Here is a 19,071-nt window from a genome sequence, read left to right as displayed (position 1 = left end):
GCAGCATGTCCAAGGTGCGTGTCGCAGCATTTTCCCTTTCCGTGGATGGTTTCGGCGCCGGGCCGGAGCAAAGCATGAACGATCCGCTGGGCAAACGGGGAACGGAGATGTTCGAATGGTTTTTCCGTACCCGCACCTTCCGCGCGATGATCGGAAAGGACGGCGGTTCTGAAGGCGTCGACGAGGGTTATGCGGCCCGCGGCATGGCGAATTTCGGCGCCTTCATTCTCGGACGCAACATGTTCGGCCCTATCCGCGGCGATTGGCCGGATGATGCCTGGAAGGGCTGGTGGGGACCGAACCCGCCCTATCACGCGCCGACCTATATCCTGACGCATTATCCCCGCGAACCCATCGTCATGGAAGGCGGCACGACGTTTCACTTCATTACCGACGGCGTCGAGGAAGCGCTTGACAAGGCGAAGGCTGCGGCCGGCGGCAAGGATGTGAAAATCGGCGGCGGCGTCAGCACCGTCCGTCAGTATCTGCAGGCAGGCCTGATCGACGAACTGCATTTCGCCATCTCCCCGGTCGTACTCGGCAAGGGCGAAGCAATGTTCACAGGCATCGACCTCCCCGCCCTCGGCTTCCGCGTCGCCGAGCATGTCGCAACCGAACACGCCACGCATATCGTGCTGGCGAAATAAACGAGCCCGGTCGATATCTTAGGCGCTTCCAGATGGAACACCTCGGCCGCATTGAAGGCGTCCGCAACATCAAGACGGAAATCCCGATGCAGAAGATCAAGCAATCCTGGCAGGTACCGCTCTGACGGCCGCCTGTCGGGATCGTTCGGCTGTCACCAAACCGTGTCAAAATGGCCGTGGTATTGCTGTGGAATGGGCGTAGAGTAAACGCCATCGGATCATCGACACGACCGCTTGAGAGACTGTAGGTGCTCTTGCCGCTTCATGGAGGGTACGAAGATGCTCCTGTCGCTCATCTCGCTCAACGATGATGAAATAACCATCGTCACCGATGCCGTTCGGCAATGGTGCTGCGAGAGGAAGCTCGACATCGACAGCATCGAAGGACGCCACGCCATCACCGTCGCCGTCGATCTCGTCCAGATGAACACCGACTGCGACAGGCTTTTTGCCGAACTGTCGAAGCAACTGGACGAGCGGTAGGACCCGACATCCATCCATCGAAACCGAGGCGTCTTCCCACGACAGATGTGAGGATGCGCTTGCCGAAGGGTGAGGCGTCGCCGCATGCCTCTTCTCCCCGGCGGGAGAAGGTGCCGGCAGGGGGTTGAGCGGCAAAGCCGCGAATGCGCTGAGCGTAAGCGAAGGGCAATCGTGAAGGGCATCCCGTGCAGCCCCCTCATCCGACCCTTCGGGCCACCTTCTCCCCGCAGGGGAGAAGAAGGAGCAAGCCAGGTTGCGCAGCCGGGAACGTTATGCCCCGCCCCGGCCAGACCCAAGCCGTTCGAGGTAGGCGCAAAACATGTCGGCCATGGCGTCGGCATAGGCGTCGATCTCGGCAGGGCTCCGCGGAGCCTCCGAGAATTGCTTGCCCACAGTGCCAAGCGTCGTAGTGATCAAATCGCCCGCAAGTGCCCGGGTCGCCTCCGTCGCGCAAGGCAGCACTTCCTGCATGAACACATCGACGATGCGGTCTCCCGATGCCCTCGCCGCCTGTGCCTCCGGTGCGTCGCGATAAAGAGGCGCGGCGTCATGGAGCGCCACGCGCATCGCCGCCTCCTCGCATTCCGAGCGGAGGAAGGCATGAACGAGGCGGCGCAGCCTTTCGAGCGCCGGCCTTTGCGCATCGGCAAGGATGCCGCCGAGCATGTCCGTCGTCTGCCGCCATTCGTCGCTTTGCAGCCGAAAGAGGATCGCCGCCTTGTTGGGGAAATATTGGTACAGCGATCCGATGCTGACGCCGGCCCTTTCGGCCACCCGCGCCGTCGTGAAGCGCTGGGCGCCTTCCCGCGCCAAAACCTGAGCAGCGGCATCCAGGATCGCCGCCACGAGCTCTGCCGAACGGGCCTGTTTGGGCTGTTTTCGTGAGGAAATCCGGGCTCTTGGACGTTCGGTCATGGCAGCGCTACGCAATGCGAATAGCAGATGCGACGAATTACTCGTATTTTCCACTCGACACAAGAACCTGTCACAAGGAGATTTTACATGACAACATTGACCACCGCCCCGCTGGCGCCCCTGCTCGACGGCCTGTTCGAGGAGGCTGATACGGCGACAAGCCCTGCAATGTCGGGGCTGTCAGGCGATGAGCGGATGCGCCTGATCGGCAGCAAGACCGAATATCTCGACCTTTACGGGCGCCTGAAGGATCTTTGGCTTCCCGTCTCCAGAGAGGCCGGCGTGCTGCTCTACATGCTGGCGCGAAGCAGCCGCGCACGAACGATCGTCGAATTCGGCACATCCTTCGGCATCTCGACCCTCCATCTCGCAGCCGCGCTGCGCGACAATGGCGGCGGCCGGCTGATCACCAGCGAGTTCGAGCCGTCGAAGCTGGCCCGCGCCCGCGCCAACCTGACGGCCGGCCGCCTCATCGACCTCGTCGAGATCCGTGAAGGCGATGCCCTTGAGACCCTGAGTACGGATCTCCCGGAAACGATCGACCTGCTCTTCCTCGACGGAGCCAAGGCGCTCTATCGCGATATTCTGGAACTGGTGGAAGACCGCCTGAGGCCGGGCGCCCTCATCGTCGCCGACAATGCCGACCTCTGCCCGGAATACCTCGCCCGCGTGCGCTCGCCCGCGGCTGGCTACCTCTCGACGCCATTCGAAGAGGAAATCGAGCTGTCGATGCGGACCTGATGACAACGGCCTGTTTCATTGTCGGGGCTTCACCGCTGTACGGCGCCGTAGCGCAGCCCGTCGACCAGCAGGGACACCATGCGCCGGGCATGTTCGGACCCTTGGGCGTAGGCGTGCATGCTGAGACTTGCGGCCGCATTCAAAAGATCCTCGGCGGCGATATCGGTGCGGACCTCGCCGGCGGCAGCGGCGGCGTCGAGAAGCGAGCGAAGGGCCGGCTGCAGCCGCTGCTGGAAGTAGGCGGGCAAGGCATCGAAGGCCGGATTGCCGGAGTGCAGGGCCGCCGCAAGCCCGCGCTTGGCCGCGATGAAATCCACGAAACGCTGCATCCATCTGGCTAGCGCCTCGCCCGGCGCATATTCGGCGGCAAGGATCGGCGCAGAGTCGGCGCAGGCGTCGATTTCGCGGCGGAAGACGGCGACGACGAGGTCGGAACGCTCGGGAAAATGCCGGTAAACGGTGCCGATGCCGACACCAGCCTTCTCCGCGATCTCACGCACCGGGGCATCGACGCCGGAGGTCGCAAACACCGTCAATGCCGCCTGAAGCAGCCCATCGAGATTGCGCTTGGCGTCGGCGCGCACGCGCCTGTCCACCCTTTCCCCGGGCTTCCAGCCGTCTTCCTGCTCTTTCCTCTCGTCGCTCATCATTCACTCGCTTGCAAAACGGAACACAGTTCCGTATATAAACGGAATGCGGTTCCGTTTACGCAATTTAACACAGCGCGACGGTGTTGGCCACATCGATGCGCACGAAGTTCGTCTCCCAATAAAAGGAACAGACCATGCAATACCGCACGCTTGGAAGAACCGGCATCAAGGTCAGCCCCTATTGCCTCGGCGCGATGATGTTTGGCGCCGCCGGCAATCCCGACCACGAGGATTCGATCCGGATCATCCACAAGGCTCTCGATGCCGGCGTCAACTTCATCGATACTGCCGATATCTACAGCCGCGGCGAATCCGAGGAGATCGTCGGCAAGGCGCTCAAGGGACGGCGCGACGACGTCGTGCTCGCCACCAAGGCGCATCTGCCGATGGGCGACGACCCGAACCGACAGGGCAATTCGCGCCGCTGGCTGATCCGCGCAGTCGAGGATTCGCTCCGTCGCCTGCAGACCGACCATATCGATCTCTACCTGATCCACCGGCCGGCACCCGATACCGATATCGAGGAGACGCTATCGACCCTCACCGACCTGATACGGACGGGCAAGGTGCGCGCCGTGGGATCGTCGACCTTCCCCGTCTCGGAGATTATCGAGGCGCAATGGGTTTCCGAGCGCCGTGATCTGGCACGTTTCCGCGCCGAGCAGCCGCCCTATTCGATCCTGAACCGCGGCATCGAACGCGAGGTTCTACCCGCCTGCTAGCGTTACGGAATGGGCGCAATGGTGTGGAGCCCGCTGGCGATGGGCATGCTCACAGGCAAATATCGCAAGGGCGCACCGCAACCCGACAGCGCCCGCGCCAAACGCTTCCCCAAGCAGATGAACGACGAGCGCCGGCTGGACGCGGTCGAACGGCTCATCCCGCTCGCGCAGCAGGCAGGTCTTTCGCTGGCGCACATGGCGATGGCCTTTGCTATCGCCCATCCCGCCGTCACCTCGGCGATCATCGGCCCGCGCACGATGGAGCACTTCGACGATCTGCTTGCCGGCGCCGGGGTAAGCCTGACGGACGAAATCCTCGACCGGATCGACGCGATCGTCCCGCCCGGCACCGACACCGGCCCGTTGGAGGCGGCCTATAACCCGCCTGCGGTAACGCAGCCGAACCTGCGCCGCCGCCCGATAACGGAGCGCTTCGCCGCCTGATCCTCGGATGAGCGTAGCCATTGCGCTGCTGCAGCAAGTTTTGGCTCGAACGCCACCTCCCCCTCCCTCATTCCTGTGCCCGTCACAGGAATCCAGCCACGGCGCGTCGGCGCCGTGAATGGCTCTTATCTAAGGAACAAACTCTTTCGCGCCCAAGGACTTGGGCGCGCTGGATTCCTGTGACAAGCACAGGAATGAGGGAGGAGAAGTCGGCAGCGTCTGCCATAAACAGTCACCATCTCCTATCGCGGGTCGGATGGCACAATGGATCATTAGAAATCAGGCCAAGAAGTCAGACGTTCGCACTCAAAAGCACCTTCACTTAAAGGCGTTTCTCAAAGAACGTGTCCGGGTACGGATCGTCATTGAAACGATCGATCTCACTCCAGCCGGTTCCACGATAAAGCTGCGTCGCCTCGGGCAGCGCGCTATTTGTATCCAGACGCAGGAGCTTGATGGATAACTCGCGGGCGATGTTCTCGGCGGCCGTCATAAGACGCGTTGCGAGCCCAAGGCCACGCGCGGATGGAGCAACCCAGAGCCTTTTGATCTCCGCGACTTCGCCGCCGTTGCCCTTCAGCCCGACACAGCCGATCGGCAGGCCATCCGACATGGCCACCAGGAACGCACCGCGCGGACGGATCATATCCTCGGCGTCGGGATCGCGAGAAAGCGATACATCGAAACCCTTCTCGAAGCGGCGTGCAAGTTCGCCATAGTATTGACGGAGACAATAGCTGGCGTCCTCGTGTCGCGGGTCTTTCTCCTCGAGCACGATCTGCTCACGCCTCAGCGAAGAAGCGACGATATCCATGGCGCGCAGCAGTTCGTCCGGGCGGCTATGGCGCGCCAGAAACGATTTCGCCTGCGCATTGGAAAGCGCTTCATAAGCCCGAAACTCGCAACGACCGGTTTCGGTCAGCCTGGCAACGCGGCGACGCGCATCCTGAGGGTTCGGCACCGTCTCAATGAGACCCTCCTCTTCCAGACTGCGTAGCAGGCGACTCATCAAGCCAGAGTCGAGACCGAGATAATCGCGGATCACCGCAACATCCGATTGCCCCCGGCCGATCGAATTGAGGACGCGGGCAGCACCCAGCGGACGGCCGCGTCCGAGGAAAGACGTATCGAGAGCGCCAACTTCGGAGGTGACGGCACGGTTGAAGCGACGGACACGAGAGACAGGATCGTAGGTCATATTGTCTGACTTTAGTCAGATAATTGATCCTGTCAATTCGGAGCACTCAACGGAAGGGCATAAATGAGCCGCGCACTTCCCCGCCATCCGCCTTGCACAGCAGCATCGCCTCGCCTATGGGAACGACAACGTCCACAAGGCCTTCCCGTGTTCCGTTTTGCCCTTCACGCCCTGATCGTTCTCATCCTGACGCTGCTGACGCAGATCGGCGGCATCGCCTATCTGTTGGCGCTGACCGCCTCACGCTCCTGGGGCTTGCGGCGGTTTCTGGCAAAGCTGACGATCTTCCTGCTTTGTTATGCCGGCGCCACTTTTGCGGCGAGCTTCGCCGCGCCGATCTTCGGGCGGGCTCCCCTCTCCTGCATCGCCGACGCCGCGGACCGGCTCGTGGTCCGCTCCCCGATCTGTTGCCTGCTGAACCGCAACTACGTCACACCCGAGGTGCACGATCTGGCAAAGGCGCTTGCCGCCCACATGGACAGGGAATTTCCTGGAACCGTCACCGTCGCGCTGGATGCGAATTTCCCCTTCGTGAGAGGCTTTCCGCTGCTGCCGCACCTGTCGCATGCCGACGGAAAAAAGCTGGACTTCGCCTATTATTACAAGGACGTGGACGGCGCCTTCCTGAATGGCGCCACCCGTCCCCCGATCGGCTATTTCGCCTTCGAGCAACCCGCCCCCGGCGACGAACTGCCGTGCGAAGGGCGCAATGACTGGCTTACCACCCGCTGGGACTTCGATGCGCTGCAGCCTCTGTTTCCGGCCTATCGGATCGAGGAGCAGCGCACATCGGCCGCGATCGGCTGGTTGACCAGCGAAGGTGTGACGCGCTTCGGCCTGCAGAAGATCTTCATCGAGCCGCATCTGAAGAACGCGCTCGGCATCTCCGATAGCCATATCCGCTTTCAAGGCTGCCGCGCCGCCCGCCACGACGACCATATTCATATCCAGGTCGAGTAACCCTCTCGCCGGCCCCCTGGCCCAGACCCTCGGGATCGGCGGTTCGTCCGCCAAACGCGGATGCTCAGCGGATCGCACCTTGGGATGAGGCTCACTTCAACGCTGGTGCGGCATTCACCAACGGTATCTATTGGAAGTGCGGCATCCTACAACGTCCCTCATCCTGAGGCGCGCAGCCCGAAGGGCGAAGCCTCGAAGGACACGCCGCAGCACTGCATCCTGCATCCATCAAACGCCGAAACACCAGCCACGCCGGGTGGCAGGGAAGGCGCAAGTGGCGCTGCATGCCGATATCGCCGGATGAGACGCCGGTGGCCGGCCCCGTCCTTCGAGGCCCCTCCGGGGCACCTCAGGATGAGGCCGGAGGGAGGGCCGTACGACCGCGCAAACCACGCTCGATTACATCACCCATGCCGTGATGATCCTGCTCCTGGTCACAGGCCTCGTCTGGCTGGCAAGGAACCGGAACGCCTCTCCCCTGGGATAGGGATCGAGCTACAACGCCTATCTCAACGGCAGTTCGAAGCTTCGCTTGAGCGTTTCCATCGGCACGTCGGTTTTGACGCTGAGGACACTCGGAATGCGCGTCAGGTGATCGGCCTGAAAACGCCAGTAGCTGTGCAGATCGGCGGTGACGATCCGAAGCACGGCGTCGCACTCCCCTGTCGTTAGGTAGCATTCCATCACCTCGGGAAACCGCCTGACGGCTTGGGCGAACCGGAGCGTGACCTCGGCGTCCTGGGTCTTGAACCACACGCGGGCAAAAACCGTCAGTCCCGCCCCGACCTTTGCAGGGTCCAGTACGGCGACGTAGCGATCGATGATCCCGGCCTCTTCCAGCAGCCGCACGCGACGCAGGCACGGTGACGGTGACAGGCCTACCTCCTTCGCCAGATCGACATTCGAAATACGCCCGTCACGCTGGAGCACGCGCAGAATATGGCGATCGATCGGATCCAAGGCGACTGGCATTTCATAGCTCCTACCCGTGCTAAAGTGGCATGATATGCTAAACTTTCGCAATTTTACGGATGCTTCGCAAGCTCATTGCGTAGGACTTGGCCTATCGTTCCAGCATCGAGATGGAGATGGGTTGATGACGAAGATAGAGAAAATTGTGCTTTCCTATTCGGGCGGGCTGGATACCTCGATCATCCTCAAATGGTTGCAAGAGACCTACGGATGTGAGGTGGTGACGTTCACCGCCGATCTCGGCCAGGGCGAGGAGCTCGAGCCGGCACGAGCAAAGGCAGAGATGTCAGGGATCAAGGACATCCGCATCGTCGATCTGCGCGAGGAGTTCGTCAGCGATTTCGTCTTTCCGATGCTACGGGCGAACGCGCTCTATGAGGGGCAATATCTGCTGGGCAGTTCCATTGCACGGCCGCTGATTGCCAAGCATCTGGTCGGCATAGCCCAGGAGGTTGGCGCGGATGCCATCGCCCACGGCGCGACAGGCAAGGGCAATGACCAGATCCGGTTCGAGCTAGCCATCAATGCGCTCGATCCGTCGCTTAAGGTCATCGCTCCCTGGCGCCAATGGAACATCCGCTCCCGTACGCAGCTTCTGGAATATGCCGAGAAGCATCACATCCCGGTGCCAAGCGACAAGCGCGGCGAGGCGCCGTTCTCGATCGACGCCAACCTGCTGCACACGTCGACCGAAGGCAAGATCCTCGAAAATCCGGCGGAGGTCGCGCCCGATCATGTCTATCAGCGCACGGTTGATCCGCTCGATGCTCCTGACGCCCCCGAGATCATCACCATCGGTTTCGAGGGCGGTGACCCACTTTCCCTGAACGGCACGGCAATGACACCGGCCGCCTTGTTGACCGAACTCAATGGACTGGGCGGCCGGCATGGCATCGGGCGGCTCGATCTGGTCGAGAACCGCTTCATCGGCATGAAGTCGCGGGGAATTTACGAAACGCCGGGAGGGACGATTCTGCTCGCGGCGCATCGCGGCATTGAATCGATCACGCTCGATCGCGCCGCCGCGCATCTGAAGGATGAGATCATGCCCCGCTACGCCGAGCTCATCTATAACGGCTTCTGGTTCGCGCCGGAGCGGGAAATGCTGCAAGCCTTGATTGACCAAAGCCAGGCTTTCGTCAGCGGCGAAGTGACTGTGAGGCTCTACAAGGGAAGCGCCTCGGTCATCTCGCGCACCTCTCCCTGGTCACTCTATTCAGCCGACCTCGTCACCTTCGAGGAAAGCGCGGTTGCCTACGATCATCATGATGCCGAAGGTTTCATCAGGCTTAACGGCTTGCGGCTTAAGAGCTGGGCAGCCCGCAACGGCAGATGATCGGCCGATCTTAGGTCAGCGCACTTCGCGCTGACAAAACGGCAAACGCCTTCCCCTCAGCACTTCGCCCGGCGGAAACCGGACGAAACGAGCCGGTTAGGATGGAGAAGCGCGACTAATTTCAAACGATTTTAAAAACAGCAGCTCGAAAGCTAATCGATTTTAATTTTATCGTTAAAATTTTCTTGTTGCGACGCAAAAGAATTTAGACATTAATTGTTGCGGATGCTCAGTTTATTCGTTGGAGAACTCGCATGACTGTGACATTTCCGCTAACAGAAAAGCGCGACGCGGACACATTGCTGAAACACTTGACGTTGCACAATCTCAGCTTTCCGGGAAACTGCGTCGTGTCGCTCAAGACGCACGTCGCCCAGGTTTCATCCTCTCATACGACCGCGCTCGGCACTGCCCGTACTGCCTGGTAGAGATTGAATGTCCCGGCATCGCCGTCCACAATAGGATCGAAGCAGTTCTGCTGGATCGCCTATGCAGAATTGGATGAAACCGAGCGCGTCGACAGCTTATCTCGCGGCAGGCGGCCCCATGCCGAGCTTCCCTCGACCTTCGCGTCGGGACCGGCACCGGGTTCGATCTAGCCGTCTATCATCAGCAAGGCACCCACGTCATATTCAGCCGTTGTGGACGACCGCAATCTTGTTTCCGGCGGGGTCGCGCACGTAGGCGGAATACCAGTTCGGCCCGTAGTGCGGACGTAGATCAGGCGCGCCCTCGTCCGTTCCGCCGTTGGTCATGGCAACATCGTAAAAAGCGTCCACCTCGGCGCGGGACTTAGCCATGAAACCAACCATCGAGCCATTTCCGGCACTCGCCGGTTCGCCGTTGAACGGTTTGCAAACCCATAGAACGAAACCCTCCCCCTTCCCGCCTTCGGAAAAGGCGCGCCATCCCGGAAAGTCCTCATGTTTGCTCCATCCGATCGTTGCCAGAACCACGTCGTAAAAATCATTCGATTGAGCAGAATCGATTGCGCCAATGGTCGCGTAGACACTCATGATCTTCCCTTCCCTGCTGCAGGATCTGCGGAATTGATATCGCACCGATACGAACATAACAAGAACGCCGAGTTGCGGTTTTCGCGATAAATCAGCGGATACCGACCACGCTGCGAACCAGCAATACTAGAGCCGGCAAACTCGGGTATGGGGCGGGAAGCTGGCTTTCTGCGTTCCAGTCGAACATCCTATTGATCTTCAGCCAGTTTCTTGCCCCGTCGATGTGATCGGAGAATTTGTTCAGCCTTTTCAACAGATGGAAGTGGACGCTCTGTCCTGATGATATGAAATGCTCCGCAATTGTCATCGGGGCACCCGCAAGACACGGCATCAACGTGATATCTGGTTTGCCCAGTTCGCTTTTGCAGAGCGTTCGTTTTCTCTTCGCTCTTTATCGTGTCGATGATTGCACCGCGCTTTAGATACTTCCCAACCATCACTTCTGCCTCGTGTCGTCTAGTCAGCCTTATAATACAGCATCGTCGAGCGTAGCAACGAGCCGGAAGGCCCGCCGCATCAAACTATTGCAATCTCACAATTAAGCGCTTCATGGGCGATATGAAAGAGAGTCCCGTACCAATGACCTATCTCAAACACGGCATACTCGCATCCGCCATCATGCTGGCAGCAACGATGACATCCTTGCATCAAGCGCATGCTGAACAATGCGAACAGCAAACCTTCGAAGAGGCGAAATACGTCGTCTGCACGCTGGAACCGGGCAAAGCCGACCTGCGATTGTTCTGGACGGACGCCGATGGCGCCCCATACCGCGCTTTTTCAAGCCTGGCCGAAGCCGTTCGCGCCGAGGGGCGAACGCTGACTTTCGCCGTTAACGCCGGGATGTATCGTGCCGATTTTTCGCCGATGGGACTCTATGTCGAGAACGGCAGGGAATTAAAACCCGCCAATACGACAGAAGCCAAAAGCTCCTCGGGCCAGGTACCGAATTTCTATAAGAAGCCAAACGGCGTATTCTTTCTGGGTGACGCAGGCGCCGGGATACTCCCAACCGATGAATTTCTGAAGCGTCGGGCCAAGGTGCGGTTCGCCACCCAATCCGGTCCGATGCTTGTCATCGCCAACAAATTGAACCCGATCTTCATCGTCGGCTCGACAGACCGGACCCGCCGCAGCGGTGTCGGAACCTGCGAGCGCGGCGCGGTTCGCTTCGCGATCAGCGAAGACGGGGTGAATTTCCACGATTTCGCACGGCTCTTCCGCGACCATCTGAAATGCTCCGATGCCTTGTTTCTCGATGGCGGACGAGGCGTCGGACTTTACAATCCGGCAATGGGCCGCAACGATTGGTCCTGGCACGGCGGCTACGGCCCTATCTTCGGGCTTGTTGAATAGCGCACTCGCATTTGGCCAAAGGCACCCTGCCCCCGATTCCCTTGCCGGCAATAGGCAGGACGGTCGCCGCCATCGTCAAGGGGCGCGGCGATGGAGAAGGTGCCGATCCCGTACACGGGATGCATCATGGTTGGGAGGGCGAGCCTTTCAAAAACCGCCTGCTTCGCATAGGCTCCCGGCCTGCAAAGTAGGAAAGCCGGATGGAATATATCGATTCACTCGCATTGCTCGTCAGCGTCTACATCGTCTCCCTCGTCAGCCCCGGACCGAATTTCATCATCGTCACCAACACAAGCATGACGGTATCACGCACAGCCGGGCTTTTTGCGGGTCTCGGACTTGCGATCGCATCCCTGACCTGGGCCATCATGGCGATGGCGGGGCTTGGCTTTCTGCTGACGCATTTCGATTGGCTGCATATAACGTTGCAGGTGGTCGGCGCGCTGTATCTGATCTGGCTGGGCCTGAAGATGATCCGCGGCGCGGCCAAAGCCTTGAGCACAACCGGGCCGACCGAAGTCACTTGGCGCTCCGCGATGCGCCGCGCCTACGTCGTGAGTATGACCAATCCGAAATCAGTGGCTTTCTTCGGAAGTATCTTTGCGCTTGTCATCCCCGCACATGCGCCTGTCTGGCTTTATTGCGTCATCGCCCTGACCTGCTTCCTTCTTTCGGCGCTCTGGTATTGCGGCTTGGCCTTTTTCTTCTCGAACCCGCGCGTTTCCGCCAGCTTCCTGCGGTTCAAGGCCGGCATCGAGCGCGTGATGGGCGCCGCCCTGATCCTCATCGGCAGTCGCCTGCTCATAGTCCGCTGATGTTATCCCGGTTTACGTGAGGACCAGCCGCTCAGGCCGCAGGCGAGGTCGGCAAGAGTTCGTCGATCGCTTCGGGAATGAAGCCGCCGGTCTGGCGTTTCCACAAGCGGGCAAATAGACCGTCTTGTTCGACCAGTTCGTCCGGCCTGCCCTCCTCCACGATGCCCCCGTGATCGATCACGACGATCCGGTCCATTCTGGCGATAGTCGACAGGCGGTGGGCGATGGCGATCACCGTCTTTCCCTCCATGACGAGGTTGAGCCTTTCCTGGATGGCGGCTTCGGATTCGCTGTCGAGGGCGGAGGTCGCCTCGTCGAGCACCAGGATCGGCGCGTCCTTCAGGAGAACACGGGCGATGGCTACGCGCTGGCGCTGGCCGCCTGACAGTTTGATGCCGCGGTCGCCGACGAAGGCCTCATAACCGCTGCGGCCTTCGCCGTCGGAAAGATCGGCGATGAAGGCATCGGCGCTTGCCATCTTCGCCACCGCTTCGATCTCGTCCTTCGTCGCCTCCGGCCGGCCGTAACGGATATTGTCGCCGACCGAACGGTGCAGCAGCGCGACGTCCTGCGCGATGACCCCGATGGAGCGGCGAAGGCTTGCCTGGGTGACGGCGCGGATATCCTGCCCGTCGATGAAGATCGCGCCGTCCTTGATGTCGTAGAAGCGCAGAAGCAGGTTGGCGAGCGTGGTCTTGCCGGCGCCCGAGAGGCCGACAAGGCCGACCTTTTCACCGGGCAGGACCGTCAGCGACAGATCATCGATGACAGGCTTGCCGGACTTGTAGGCGAAGCGGACATGGTCGAAACGGATCTCACCGCTGCTGACAGCGAGGTCTGCCGCACCCGGCCGGTCGGTGATGGTGGGCGGTGTCGTCATAACAGGCATGGCATCCTTGATCGTGCCGATTGCCTGGAAGATCTGTTGGCCCATCTGCAGGAAGACGAAGATCTGCGACGACAGTCGGTTGAGAATGTAAACCGAGCCGACGAATTCGCCGATCGTGAGAAAGCCTTTGACGAGGCCGGAAAATCCAATCGCCAGCATGGTCAGCCACAGCAGCGTGTTGAGAACCACGACCGTCAATTCCGACGAACGATAGATGCGCTGTTCGCTGTGCTGCGTCTGCACAGCCTTTCCTATGATGCGGCGGATCGCGCCTGCCTCGCTATCTTCAGCCGCAAACTGCTTGATCATCTGCATGTTGGTATAGAGATCGGTGATGGCGCCGGCGACCAGGCTGCGCTGCTTCGCGGTGCGGCGCGAGCGCTCGACGAAGGTCGGCACGATCCTGGCGGTGAATACGACATTGAGCACGATCCAGATGACGACAGGCAGGGCAAGCTGCCACGCGAGCGCACTCAGCAGGATCACGGAGCCAACCAGTTGCATCAGGAAGCGTGGGATGGACTGGAATGCCGCGAGGATCTGCTGCTGGACGGCGGAAGAGACCTGCTGCAGCCGTGAGGAAACCTGGCCGGCATAGAGATCATGGAAGAAGGCAAGGTCCTGCCGCTCGACAGCCTTATGGCCCTGCCACTGAATGGCAGCCGGCATGCCGATGCCGAGCGTGTGCGACTTCAGCGTATTGAGCATGAAGGACATGATCGGCATGACCGGAAAAATCAGGAACCCGAGAATGGTCAGCAGCAGCCATTCATCGCGCAGGAAGGCGGGAGCGCCGTGTTGTGTCACACCATCGACGATGACCGAAAGTCCCCAGACGATTGTCAGGTTGATCGCCTCGAACACCATGGAGCAAAATGCCAGCGCAATCAGCACACCCCGAAACATCGAGATGAAATGCAGGAGTACCGCCACCGGCCCCTTCGACGGCAGTGGTCGGTAAGGGATATCGAGCGGCCGGATCAGGCTTTCGAAGGGACGATAGATCGCATCTGAAATCGACATGGGCCGCTCGGATCAAAAATCGGGAGGAGGCGTGGACTCAGCTACGCGAGGTCGCAGAAAACCATCTCCAGACTGCAATCTCAATTATAAATTTCAGAAATCTATGAAAGGGGCGTTGCCGCGAGAGCCGGGTGGTCCACGGCAAGGCGATCGCTTCAATCCGGACGGACATTATTCGCCCCGGGCCAGGGCTGCCGCCTGTTCCAGCGAGATCTTCCCAACCAGGGGGTCGGCATGACGGTGGGCGAGGCGCCAGTCTGATCCATGCCGGCGATAGACCTGAGTGACACGCAGCGACCAGTTCTGGTCCGGCAAGCCGCCTACCTCACCATGCTGACGCTCGATCATCACCAGTACGATCAGGTCGCCGCTGACATAGGACTTTTCCACCTCCAGGGTTCCGCCGCCGTTGCGGAAGTACCGAGCGAGTTCGGCCAGATGCTCGGGACTGTCGTCGAAGCTATGGCTGGCGGAACCACCGAAAGGCTGCATCAGGGTAAAATCGTCATCGAGCCGGATGAGGCTCGCCCACCGTGTCATGTCGCCGGCCATGAAAGCCGCCCCCTGTTGTTCTGTGCGGCGGATGATGCCGAGCAATGCCGCATCGGATGCCGGAGCGGCAGGCGCGACGCGCCCTGTTGCTGCGACCGCCATTGACAGGGCGGCTCGCCGGGAAAGGGTTGCGGCCTCGTGCACGGACTTGTCGCCGCGTGCCGTTTTGCTTTTGAAAAGGGACATCGGATCTTCCTATTGGTGACCGGCCGTACCGGAATGATCGTTATCTCCCACTTTCAATGTAATGAATCCAATGATACGATTTCATCGATATGCTGAACCAAATTGATCTCTCCAGAATCGATCTCAACCTGCTCGTGCTGTTCGAGACTGTCATTGAGGAACGCCATGTCGGGCGTTCGGGTCAGCGGTTGAACCTCTCGCCTTCGGCCATCAGTCACGGTCTTGGTCGGCTGCGCATGCTGCTGGGTGACCCGCTGTTTCTCAAAACACCGAAGGGTGTCGTTCCGACAGATCGGGCCGAGGAACTTGCAGCCCCCATCGCCGATATATTGGCACGTGTTCGCAGCGTGGTGGCGACAGCGGAGCCATTCGATCCAGCCCGCTCTCAGCGACGATTTACGATCGGCGCGCCCGATGGTGTTTCGTCTGTGTTTTTGCCGCCATTGCTCGATCTATTGGCCAAGTCTGCTCCCGGCATCGCAATCAGCGTCCGACAATTGTTGCCTAGACAGGGCGAACCATCGCCTGATCTGGCTTGGCGCGATGCGTTGGCCGCGTTGGAAGCCCGCGACATGGACATCGCCATCATTCCTCAGGCCGAGTTTCCGGTCCGCTTTGCATGCCTGCTGCTCTACGAGGAGGATTTTGTCATCGCTGCGCGTCAGGGCCACCCTTTTCTGACAGATCAGACACTGGCCACCTACTGCGCCATGCAGCACCTTGTGGTCTCGCATCTGGGCGATACACATGGCTTTGTCGACAATGTATTGGCCAGCCATGGATGCTCCAGGCAAGTGGCCCTGACGGTCCCGAACTTCATGTTCGCGCTCGCCGTGCTTGCGGAAACCGACTTTATCTCGGCCTTGCCACGCCGTTTCGTCGAAATGCATGCCGCGCGGTTCGGCGTCGTCAGCGTCAATCCTCCCCTGTCACTCGGACGCTTCGCCATAAACGCGACTGCGCCGAAGGCGGCAATGCGTGACGAGGGCGTGGTCTGGCTCGTAAGGCTCCTGCAGGCATCCATGGATAACGCGATAGATAAAACCCGCGCTGACAGTGGGTCGTCCGGCCCCCATAAAGGCGGGCACTTGAGGCGCCGATAGCATAAGACCTGGCACCTGGATCGCCCAATTGCGGTCATCGCGCGATTGAGGCAGGATGCCGTCCTTGAAGAGAGAGCAGGATCGAACCGACGCTCATGCTGACGGGCTCATGTCATTGCGGCAAGGCAAGCTGGAAACTCGAAGGTGATCCAGGCTCGATTACCGCCTGCAACTGCACGCTCTGCCGACGCTACGGCACGCTGTGGGCCTATGACTACGAAGGAGAGCGCATCGCTCTCACCGGTGAGACCGCCTCCTACACCCGCGCCGATAGGGACGATCCGTCTCTCGAAATATTGTTCTGCCCTTCCTGCGCCTGTGTCTTGAGCTGGCGCGGCTTACGGCTTCGAAAGGATGGCCGCCGGCGCATGGCTGTCAATATCCGGCTTGCGCCGCCGGATGTCGTTCAGGATCTGACTATCGATCATTTCGATGGCCTGGATACGTTTGAAGACCTTCCGTCCAAGGGGCGCTGCGTACGCGATCTCTGGTTCTGAGCCGACCGCGAAGACGCCACCGGGCCGGATCGCACCAGATACGAGCTCCTGGTAAAAGATCGTTCGGCGCGAAGCTGCCTCAGCCGCGCCGGGCGGCGTCGATCACCGCGACGTCGATCTTCCTCATGGTCATCATCGCATCGAAAGCACGCTTTGCCTGACCGCCACCCGCCGCCAGCGCTTCGGAGAGGATGCGCGGCGTAATCTGCCAGGACACACCCCACTTGTCCTTACACCAGCCGCACTCACTTTCCTGGCCGCCATTGCCGACGATGGCGTTCCAGTAACGATCGGTTTCTTCCTGATCGTCGGTTGCGATCTGAAAGGAGAAGGCTTCGTTGTGTTTGAACACGGGACCGCCGTTCAGGCCGATGCAGGGAATCCCCGCAACGGTGAATTCCACGACCAGGACGTCTCCCTGCTTGCCGTCAGGATAATCTCCCGGTGCCCGAATAACGGCACCCACGGCGCTATCGGGAAAAGTCGCGGCATAGAAGCGGGCAGCAGCCTCGGCGTCTTTGTCGTACCATACGCAGATCGTGTTCTTTGCCATTGCGCAGTCCTTTCGCTCTTCGTTTCGCATTGCCCACTGAAATAAGAGGCAAACCGTCTTTCTCCAGCCCGGTCCTAGCGATTTCACGCGGACGATTGCGAACGCTGCTAAATTAGTGGAGCGCCGCCTACCTCCCCTCCTTTCATCCCCGTGCTCTTCACAGGGATCCAGTGCGCCCAGTCCTGGGCGCGGGAGATACTTTTACAAGCGGGAGATTGCGGAACTGTGGATTACAGTTCCGCATGTGCATTCAGCGTCATCTGCATTTACTTGGCGGGCATGCCGTGGACGCGACGCGATCTAAAACATATTCCGCGCGTCGCTGCGCGGATCGCCCGCCACGCGGTGCGGCTCGTAGAGGCCGCTCCGCGCCTTGCGCCGCCACGGCCGGGAAAGATCGCCGGGATTGTCGTCGATATCCGCGAGCGATATAGCAGCCGTTCCTTCCGAAGGGCATTGCGCCGCCCATCGGCCGCCGGGCGCGACGACCCCGGAAGAGGCCGGATCAGCCTGACCGGGATGGGCAAGGGCCGAGAAACTGACCCAGTAGCTGTTGCTCGCCGCATGCCCTTGTGCCTCGGCGGCGAAGGACGGCTCGTTGGCCGGCGAACCGCCTGTTGTCGAGAACAGCACGCAATGGACGTCGAGCCGCTCATATTCGCTAAAAATCTCCGGGTAGTGGCATTCCATACCGAGAGCGCAGCCAAAGCGGATGCCGTCGACCTCGAAGGTGACAGGAATCGAACCCGGCGTGTACATGAAGGAGATCTTTGTGTTCGACAGTAGACGCTCGTCGTAGCGCGTCACCAGTTCGCCGCGGTCGGAGACGACATAGAGGCTGTTGTGCGGCCGGTGCGGCGCCGTCAGCGGATGCACCGAGCCGATGACCGCCCAGAGCCCCAGCTCGTGCGCCAGCCTGCGTGTTGCATCCAACTCCTCGCGAAGCACGGCCCATTCGAACCGCCGCCAATCGGAGGGCCCGATCTCCCGCGGCCCGATTTCCGACATGATGCGCTTGTTCGGCGATGATGTCGCCCCTTCGGGAAAATGGACGAGCCGCGCGCCTGCCTCCCGCGCCTGCCGCATCAGCAGGCGCATCTCCTGCCCGCTTTGGCGAAGCTTGTCGATATCGCGGGGATCGTCCGCATAGGTGGTCTGCGCCACGGCCAGACGCAGGCGTCTTGCCTCAGGCGCTTCGTCGTTCGCCGATTTAGGGAGAACATGGATGCGGGCGGTGGTGTAGGATTCACCCGTCTTGGCGGCGCGCGCACGCACCCGCCGCTTGAAATTTCCATTCTCAGTCATATCAGGGCCTCTCACGTTCCGGACATCGTTCCCCAGCAACAGGCCCGAAACATCAGGACCAAGGATCACGACCCGAGACGAAAGTCCCTTTGCCTCCGGTTGAAGACCCTGCTGGGGAAGGTCCTGGGAGGTTCGGCGTTAGGCCACGCCGACACAAAGATGCCGAGGCGACCGCGATTCGTCAATTCGGGGAATGGCCGGGATAGACAGGCGCCGAGGCGCCCTATTTCGGGCGGTCCACTTTATCCACGCGCCACGGCGGATCGGTGCGGTTCGATCCGGCGAAATAAAGGATGATGCGATTGCCGCCGGGATCGAACAGCTCAGCCTCGCGCCAGAGCCAGCTCTTGTCCTCCGGTCCACTGACGAAACGAAGACCGGCCTCGCTGAGACTGCCGACCATCTCGTCCAGCTTCTCGCACTCGAAATACACCGTGGTGCCGCCACCGCCGCCTTCGCCCTGATGCAGGGAGAAGGTGCTGTCCCCGTCCGGGCATACGAAGCGCGCATAGCGAGGACGGGCGTCGACGACGGGCTTGAGACCGAGAGCGCAGTAGAAGTTCCAGCCCGCATCGAGGTCAGGCATCGTAACTGTTACTTGATTCAGGCGCATGATCTATCTCCTCGGCTGAGTTCGCCCAAAACTGTGCGGCGGCTTGGCACCACGACATTCATAAAAACAAAGACCTGAAGCCGTCGCATGAATCA

20 protein-coding genes and 1 pseudogene are annotated in these 19,071 nt (G+C 60.6%); 11 read left to right on the top strand and 10 right to left on the bottom strand.

The features are described from left to right. Window positions 1-5 precede the first annotated feature (5 nt). Together HX898_RS02695 and HX898_RS02690 are read left to right on the top strand one after the other, a co-directional pair. Window positions 6-647 (top strand): dihydrofolate reductase family protein, encoded by a 642-nt coding sequence (locus HX898_RS02695; RefSeq protein WP_180193923.1) that lies wholly within the window; start codon window positions 6-8, stop codon window positions 645-647. Between the two features lie 279 nt (window positions 648-926). Continuing rightward, window positions 927-1,130: a hypothetical protein gene (locus tag HX898_RS02690; RefSeq protein ID WP_138387373.1), complete on the top strand. Its 204-nt coding sequence runs from the start codon at window positions 927-929 to the stop codon at window positions 1,128-1,130. Window positions 1,131-1,400: 270 nt separating this feature from the next. Here HX898_RS02690 and HX898_RS02685 read toward each other — a convergent pair whose 3' ends face one another. Then, entirely contained in the window at window positions 1,401-2,045 is a 645-nt protein-coding gene (locus tag HX898_RS02685; RefSeq protein ID WP_180193922.1) for a TetR family transcriptional regulator, read from the bottom strand. A gap of 87 nt (window positions 2,046-2,132) precedes the next feature. Between HX898_RS02685 and HX898_RS02680 the strand changes: the two genes are divergently transcribed. Continuing rightward, window positions 2,133-2,786, top strand: a complete 654-nt coding sequence (locus HX898_RS02680; protein WP_138387371.1) for a class I SAM-dependent methyltransferase — start codon at window positions 2,133-2,135, stop codon at window positions 2,784-2,786. Between the two features lie 29 nt (window positions 2,787-2,815). Here HX898_RS02680 and HX898_RS02675 read toward each other — a convergent pair whose 3' ends face one another. Next, complete coding sequence (locus tag HX898_RS02675) at window positions 2,816-3,436, bottom strand: TetR/AcrR family transcriptional regulator (protein ID WP_138387370.1); 621 nt, start codon at window positions 3,434-3,436, stop codon at window positions 2,816-2,818. A 134-nt stretch (window positions 3,437-3,570) separates the two neighbouring features. Between HX898_RS02675 and HX898_RS02670 the strand changes: the two are divergent. Next, window positions 3,571-4,602, top strand: a pseudogene (locus HX898_RS02670) (aldo/keto reductase). A gap of 322 nt (window positions 4,603-4,924) precedes the next feature. Here the strand turns inward: HX898_RS02670 and HX898_RS02665 are convergent. Next, window positions 4,925-5,800: a helix-turn-helix domain-containing GNAT family N-acetyltransferase gene (locus HX898_RS02665; protein WP_180193921.1), complete on the bottom strand. Its 876-nt coding sequence runs from the start codon at window positions 5,798-5,800 to the stop codon at window positions 4,925-4,927. 63 nt (window positions 5,801-5,863) lie between these two features. On the opposite strand from HX898_RS02665, the gene HX898_RS02660 reads away from it, so the two are divergent. Further along, window positions 5,864-6,760, top strand: coding sequence for a hypothetical protein (locus HX898_RS02660; protein ID WP_180193920.1), 897 nt, complete (start codon window positions 5,864-5,866; stop codon window positions 6,758-6,760). Between the two features lie 504 nt (window positions 6,761-7,264). Here the strand turns inward: HX898_RS02660 and HX898_RS02655 are convergent. After that, window positions 7,265-7,732 carry an Lrp/AsnC family transcriptional regulator gene (locus HX898_RS02655; RefSeq protein WP_138334738.1) on the bottom strand — a complete coding sequence of 156 codons (468 nt, stop codon included), beginning with the start codon at window positions 7,730-7,732 and terminating at the stop codon, window positions 7,265-7,267. Between the two features lie 124 nt (window positions 7,733-7,856). On the opposite strand from HX898_RS02655, the gene HX898_RS02650 reads away from it, so the two are divergent. Next, the gene (locus tag HX898_RS02650) at window positions 7,857-9,068 is read left to right on the top strand and encodes an argininosuccinate synthase (RefSeq protein ID WP_180193919.1); all 1,212 of its coding nucleotides are present in this window, start codon (window positions 7,857-7,859) and stop codon (window positions 9,066-9,068) included. Window positions 9,069-9,322: 254 nt separating this feature from the next. Further along, a complete protein-coding gene (locus HX898_RS02645) occupies window positions 9,323-9,496 on the top strand; it encodes a hypothetical protein (RefSeq protein WP_180193918.1) in 174 nt (57 codons plus the stop codon). Window positions 9,497-9,700: 204 nt separating this feature from the next. Here HX898_RS02645 and HX898_RS02640 read toward each other — a convergent pair whose 3' ends face one another. Then, window positions 9,701-10,084 (bottom strand): VOC family protein, encoded by a 384-nt coding sequence (locus HX898_RS02640; RefSeq protein WP_180193917.1) that lies wholly within the window; start codon window positions 10,082-10,084, stop codon window positions 9,701-9,703. 579 nt (window positions 10,085-10,663) lie between these two features. Here HX898_RS02640 and HX898_RS02635 point away from each other — a divergent pair. After that, on the top strand, window positions 10,664-11,440 hold the full coding sequence (locus HX898_RS02635) for a phosphodiester glycosidase family protein (protein ID WP_180193916.1): 777 nt from the start codon (window positions 10,664-10,666) through the stop codon (window positions 11,438-11,440). Window positions 11,441-11,640: 200 nt separating this feature from the next. Then, entirely contained in the window at window positions 11,641-12,255 is a 615-nt protein-coding gene (locus HX898_RS02630) for a LysE family transporter (RefSeq protein ID WP_138387364.1), read from the top strand. A 31-nt stretch (window positions 12,256-12,286) separates the two neighbouring features. On the opposite strand, the gene HX898_RS02625 is transcribed toward HX898_RS02630, so the two are convergent. After that, entirely contained in the window at window positions 12,287-14,167 is a 1,881-nt protein-coding gene (locus HX898_RS02625; protein ID WP_180193915.1) for an ABC transporter ATP-binding protein, read from the bottom strand. A gap of 171 nt (window positions 14,168-14,338) precedes the next feature. Next, window positions 14,339-14,905 (bottom strand): nuclear transport factor 2 family protein, encoded by a 567-nt coding sequence (locus tag HX898_RS02620; protein ID WP_180193914.1) that lies wholly within the window; start codon window positions 14,903-14,905, stop codon window positions 14,339-14,341. A gap of 89 nt (window positions 14,906-14,994) precedes the next feature. On the opposite strand from HX898_RS02620, the gene HX898_RS02615 reads away from it, so the two are divergent. After that, window positions 14,995-16,008: a LysR family transcriptional regulator gene (locus HX898_RS02615; protein ID WP_246697878.1), complete on the top strand. Its 1,014-nt coding sequence runs from the start codon at window positions 14,995-14,997 to the stop codon at window positions 16,006-16,008. Window positions 16,009-16,103: 95 nt separating this feature from the next. Beyond that, on the top strand, window positions 16,104-16,505 hold the full coding sequence (locus HX898_RS02610; RefSeq protein ID WP_138387361.1) for a GFA family protein: 402 nt from the start codon (window positions 16,104-16,106) through the stop codon (window positions 16,503-16,505). Window positions 16,506-16,584: 79 nt separating this feature from the next. On the opposite strand, the gene HX898_RS02605 is transcribed toward HX898_RS02610, so the two are convergent. The 3 genes from HX898_RS02605 to HX898_RS02595 all read right to left on the bottom strand — a co-directional run bounded on the left by HX898_RS02605 (window position 16,585) and on the right by HX898_RS02595 (window position 18,976). Beyond that, window positions 16,585-17,058: a VOC family protein gene (locus HX898_RS02605; RefSeq protein ID WP_138387360.1), complete on the bottom strand. Its 474-nt coding sequence runs from the start codon at window positions 17,056-17,058 to the stop codon at window positions 16,585-16,587. A gap of 300 nt (window positions 17,059-17,358) precedes the next feature. Continuing rightward, window positions 17,359-18,363, bottom strand: coding sequence for a carbon-nitrogen hydrolase family protein (locus tag HX898_RS02600; protein ID WP_138387359.1), 1,005 nt, complete (start codon window positions 18,361-18,363; stop codon window positions 17,359-17,361). A 223-nt stretch (window positions 18,364-18,586) separates the two neighbouring features. Next, the gene (locus tag HX898_RS02595; RefSeq protein ID WP_138387358.1) at window positions 18,587-18,976 is read right to left on the bottom strand and encodes a VOC family protein; all 390 of its coding nucleotides are present in this window, start codon (window positions 18,974-18,976) and stop codon (window positions 18,587-18,589) included. Window positions 18,977-19,071: the final 95 nt, after the last annotated feature.

The sequence above is a fragment of the Rhizobium sp. WYCCWR 11128 genome, from assembly GCF_013416305.1.
GTDB classification, from domain to species: Bacteria; Pseudomonadota; Alphaproteobacteria; order Rhizobiales; family Rhizobiaceae; genus Rhizobium; species Rhizobium indicum.
The sequence above is the reverse complement of the archived record's forward strand: the minus strand, read 5'-3'. Positions and strand labels throughout refer to the sequence as shown.

What these genes read in the sequence shown, in the direction of transcription:
- HX898_RS02645 (WP_180193918.1), top strand. Translation starts at nt 9,323, where the DNA reads ATGACTGTGACATTTCCGCTAACAGAAAAGCGCGACGCGGACACATTG.
- HX898_RS02595 (WP_138387358.1), bottom strand. Translation starts at nt 18,976, where the DNA reads ATGCGCCTGAATCAAGTAACAGTTACGATGCCTGACCTCGATGCGGGC.
- HX898_RS02675 (WP_138387370.1), bottom strand. Translation starts at nt 3,436, where the DNA reads ATGATGAGCGACGAGAGGAAAGAGCAGGAAGACGGCTGGAAGCCCGGG.
- HX898_RS02640 (WP_180193917.1), bottom strand. Translation starts at nt 10,084, where the DNA reads ATGAGTGTCTACGCGACCATTGGCGCAATCGATTCTGCTCAATCGAAT.
- HX898_RS02655 (WP_138334738.1), bottom strand. Translation starts at nt 7,732, where the DNA reads ATGCCAGTCGCCTTGGATCCGATCGATCGCCATATTCTGCGCGTGCTC.
- HX898_RS02625 (WP_180193915.1), bottom strand. Translation starts at nt 14,167, where the DNA reads ATGTCGATTTCAGATGCGATCTATCGTCCCTTCGAAAGCCTGATCCGG.
- HX898_RS02665 (WP_180193921.1), bottom strand. Translation starts at nt 5,800, where the DNA reads ATGACCTACGATCCTGTCTCTCGTGTCCGTCGCTTCAACCGTGCCGTC.
- HX898_RS02680 (WP_138387371.1), top strand. Translation starts at nt 2,133, where the DNA reads ATGACAACATTGACCACCGCCCCGCTGGCGCCCCTGCTCGACGGCCTG.
- HX898_RS02600 (WP_138387359.1), bottom strand. Translation starts at nt 18,363, where the DNA reads ATGACTGAGAATGGAAATTTCAAGCGGCGGGTGCGTGCGCGCGCCGCC.
- HX898_RS02605 (WP_138387360.1), bottom strand. Translation starts at nt 17,058, where the DNA reads ATGGCAAAGAACACGATCTGCGTATGGTACGACAAAGACGCCGAGGCT.
- HX898_RS02620 (WP_180193914.1), bottom strand. Translation starts at nt 14,905, where the DNA reads ATGTCCCTTTTCAAAAGCAAAACGGCACGCGGCGACAAGTCCGTGCAC.
- HX898_RS02650 (WP_180193919.1), top strand. Translation starts at nt 7,857, where the DNA reads ATGACGAAGATAGAGAAAATTGTGCTTTCCTATTCGGGCGGGCTGGAT.
- HX898_RS02690 (WP_138387373.1), top strand. Translation starts at nt 927, where the DNA reads ATGCTCCTGTCGCTCATCTCGCTCAACGATGATGAAATAACCATCGTC.
- HX898_RS02635 (WP_180193916.1), top strand. Translation starts at nt 10,664, where the DNA reads ATGACCTATCTCAAACACGGCATACTCGCATCCGCCATCATGCTGGCA.
- HX898_RS02630 (WP_138387364.1), top strand. Translation starts at nt 11,641, where the DNA reads ATGGAATATATCGATTCACTCGCATTGCTCGTCAGCGTCTACATCGTC.
- HX898_RS02660 (WP_180193920.1), top strand. Translation starts at nt 5,864, where the DNA reads ATGAGCCGCGCACTTCCCCGCCATCCGCCTTGCACAGCAGCATCGCCT.
- HX898_RS02615 (WP_246697878.1), top strand. Translation starts at nt 14,995, where the DNA reads ATGCTGAACCAAATTGATCTCTCCAGAATCGATCTCAACCTGCTCGTG.
- HX898_RS02610 (WP_138387361.1), top strand. Translation starts at nt 16,104, where the DNA reads ATGCTGACGGGCTCATGTCATTGCGGCAAGGCAAGCTGGAAACTCGAA.
- HX898_RS02685 (WP_180193922.1), bottom strand. Translation starts at nt 2,045, where the DNA reads ATGACCGAACGTCCAAGAGCCCGGATTTCCTCACGAAAACAGCCCAAA.
- HX898_RS02695 (WP_180193923.1), top strand. Translation starts at nt 6, where the DNA reads ATGTCCAAGGTGCGTGTCGCAGCATTTTCCCTTTCCGTGGATGGTTTC.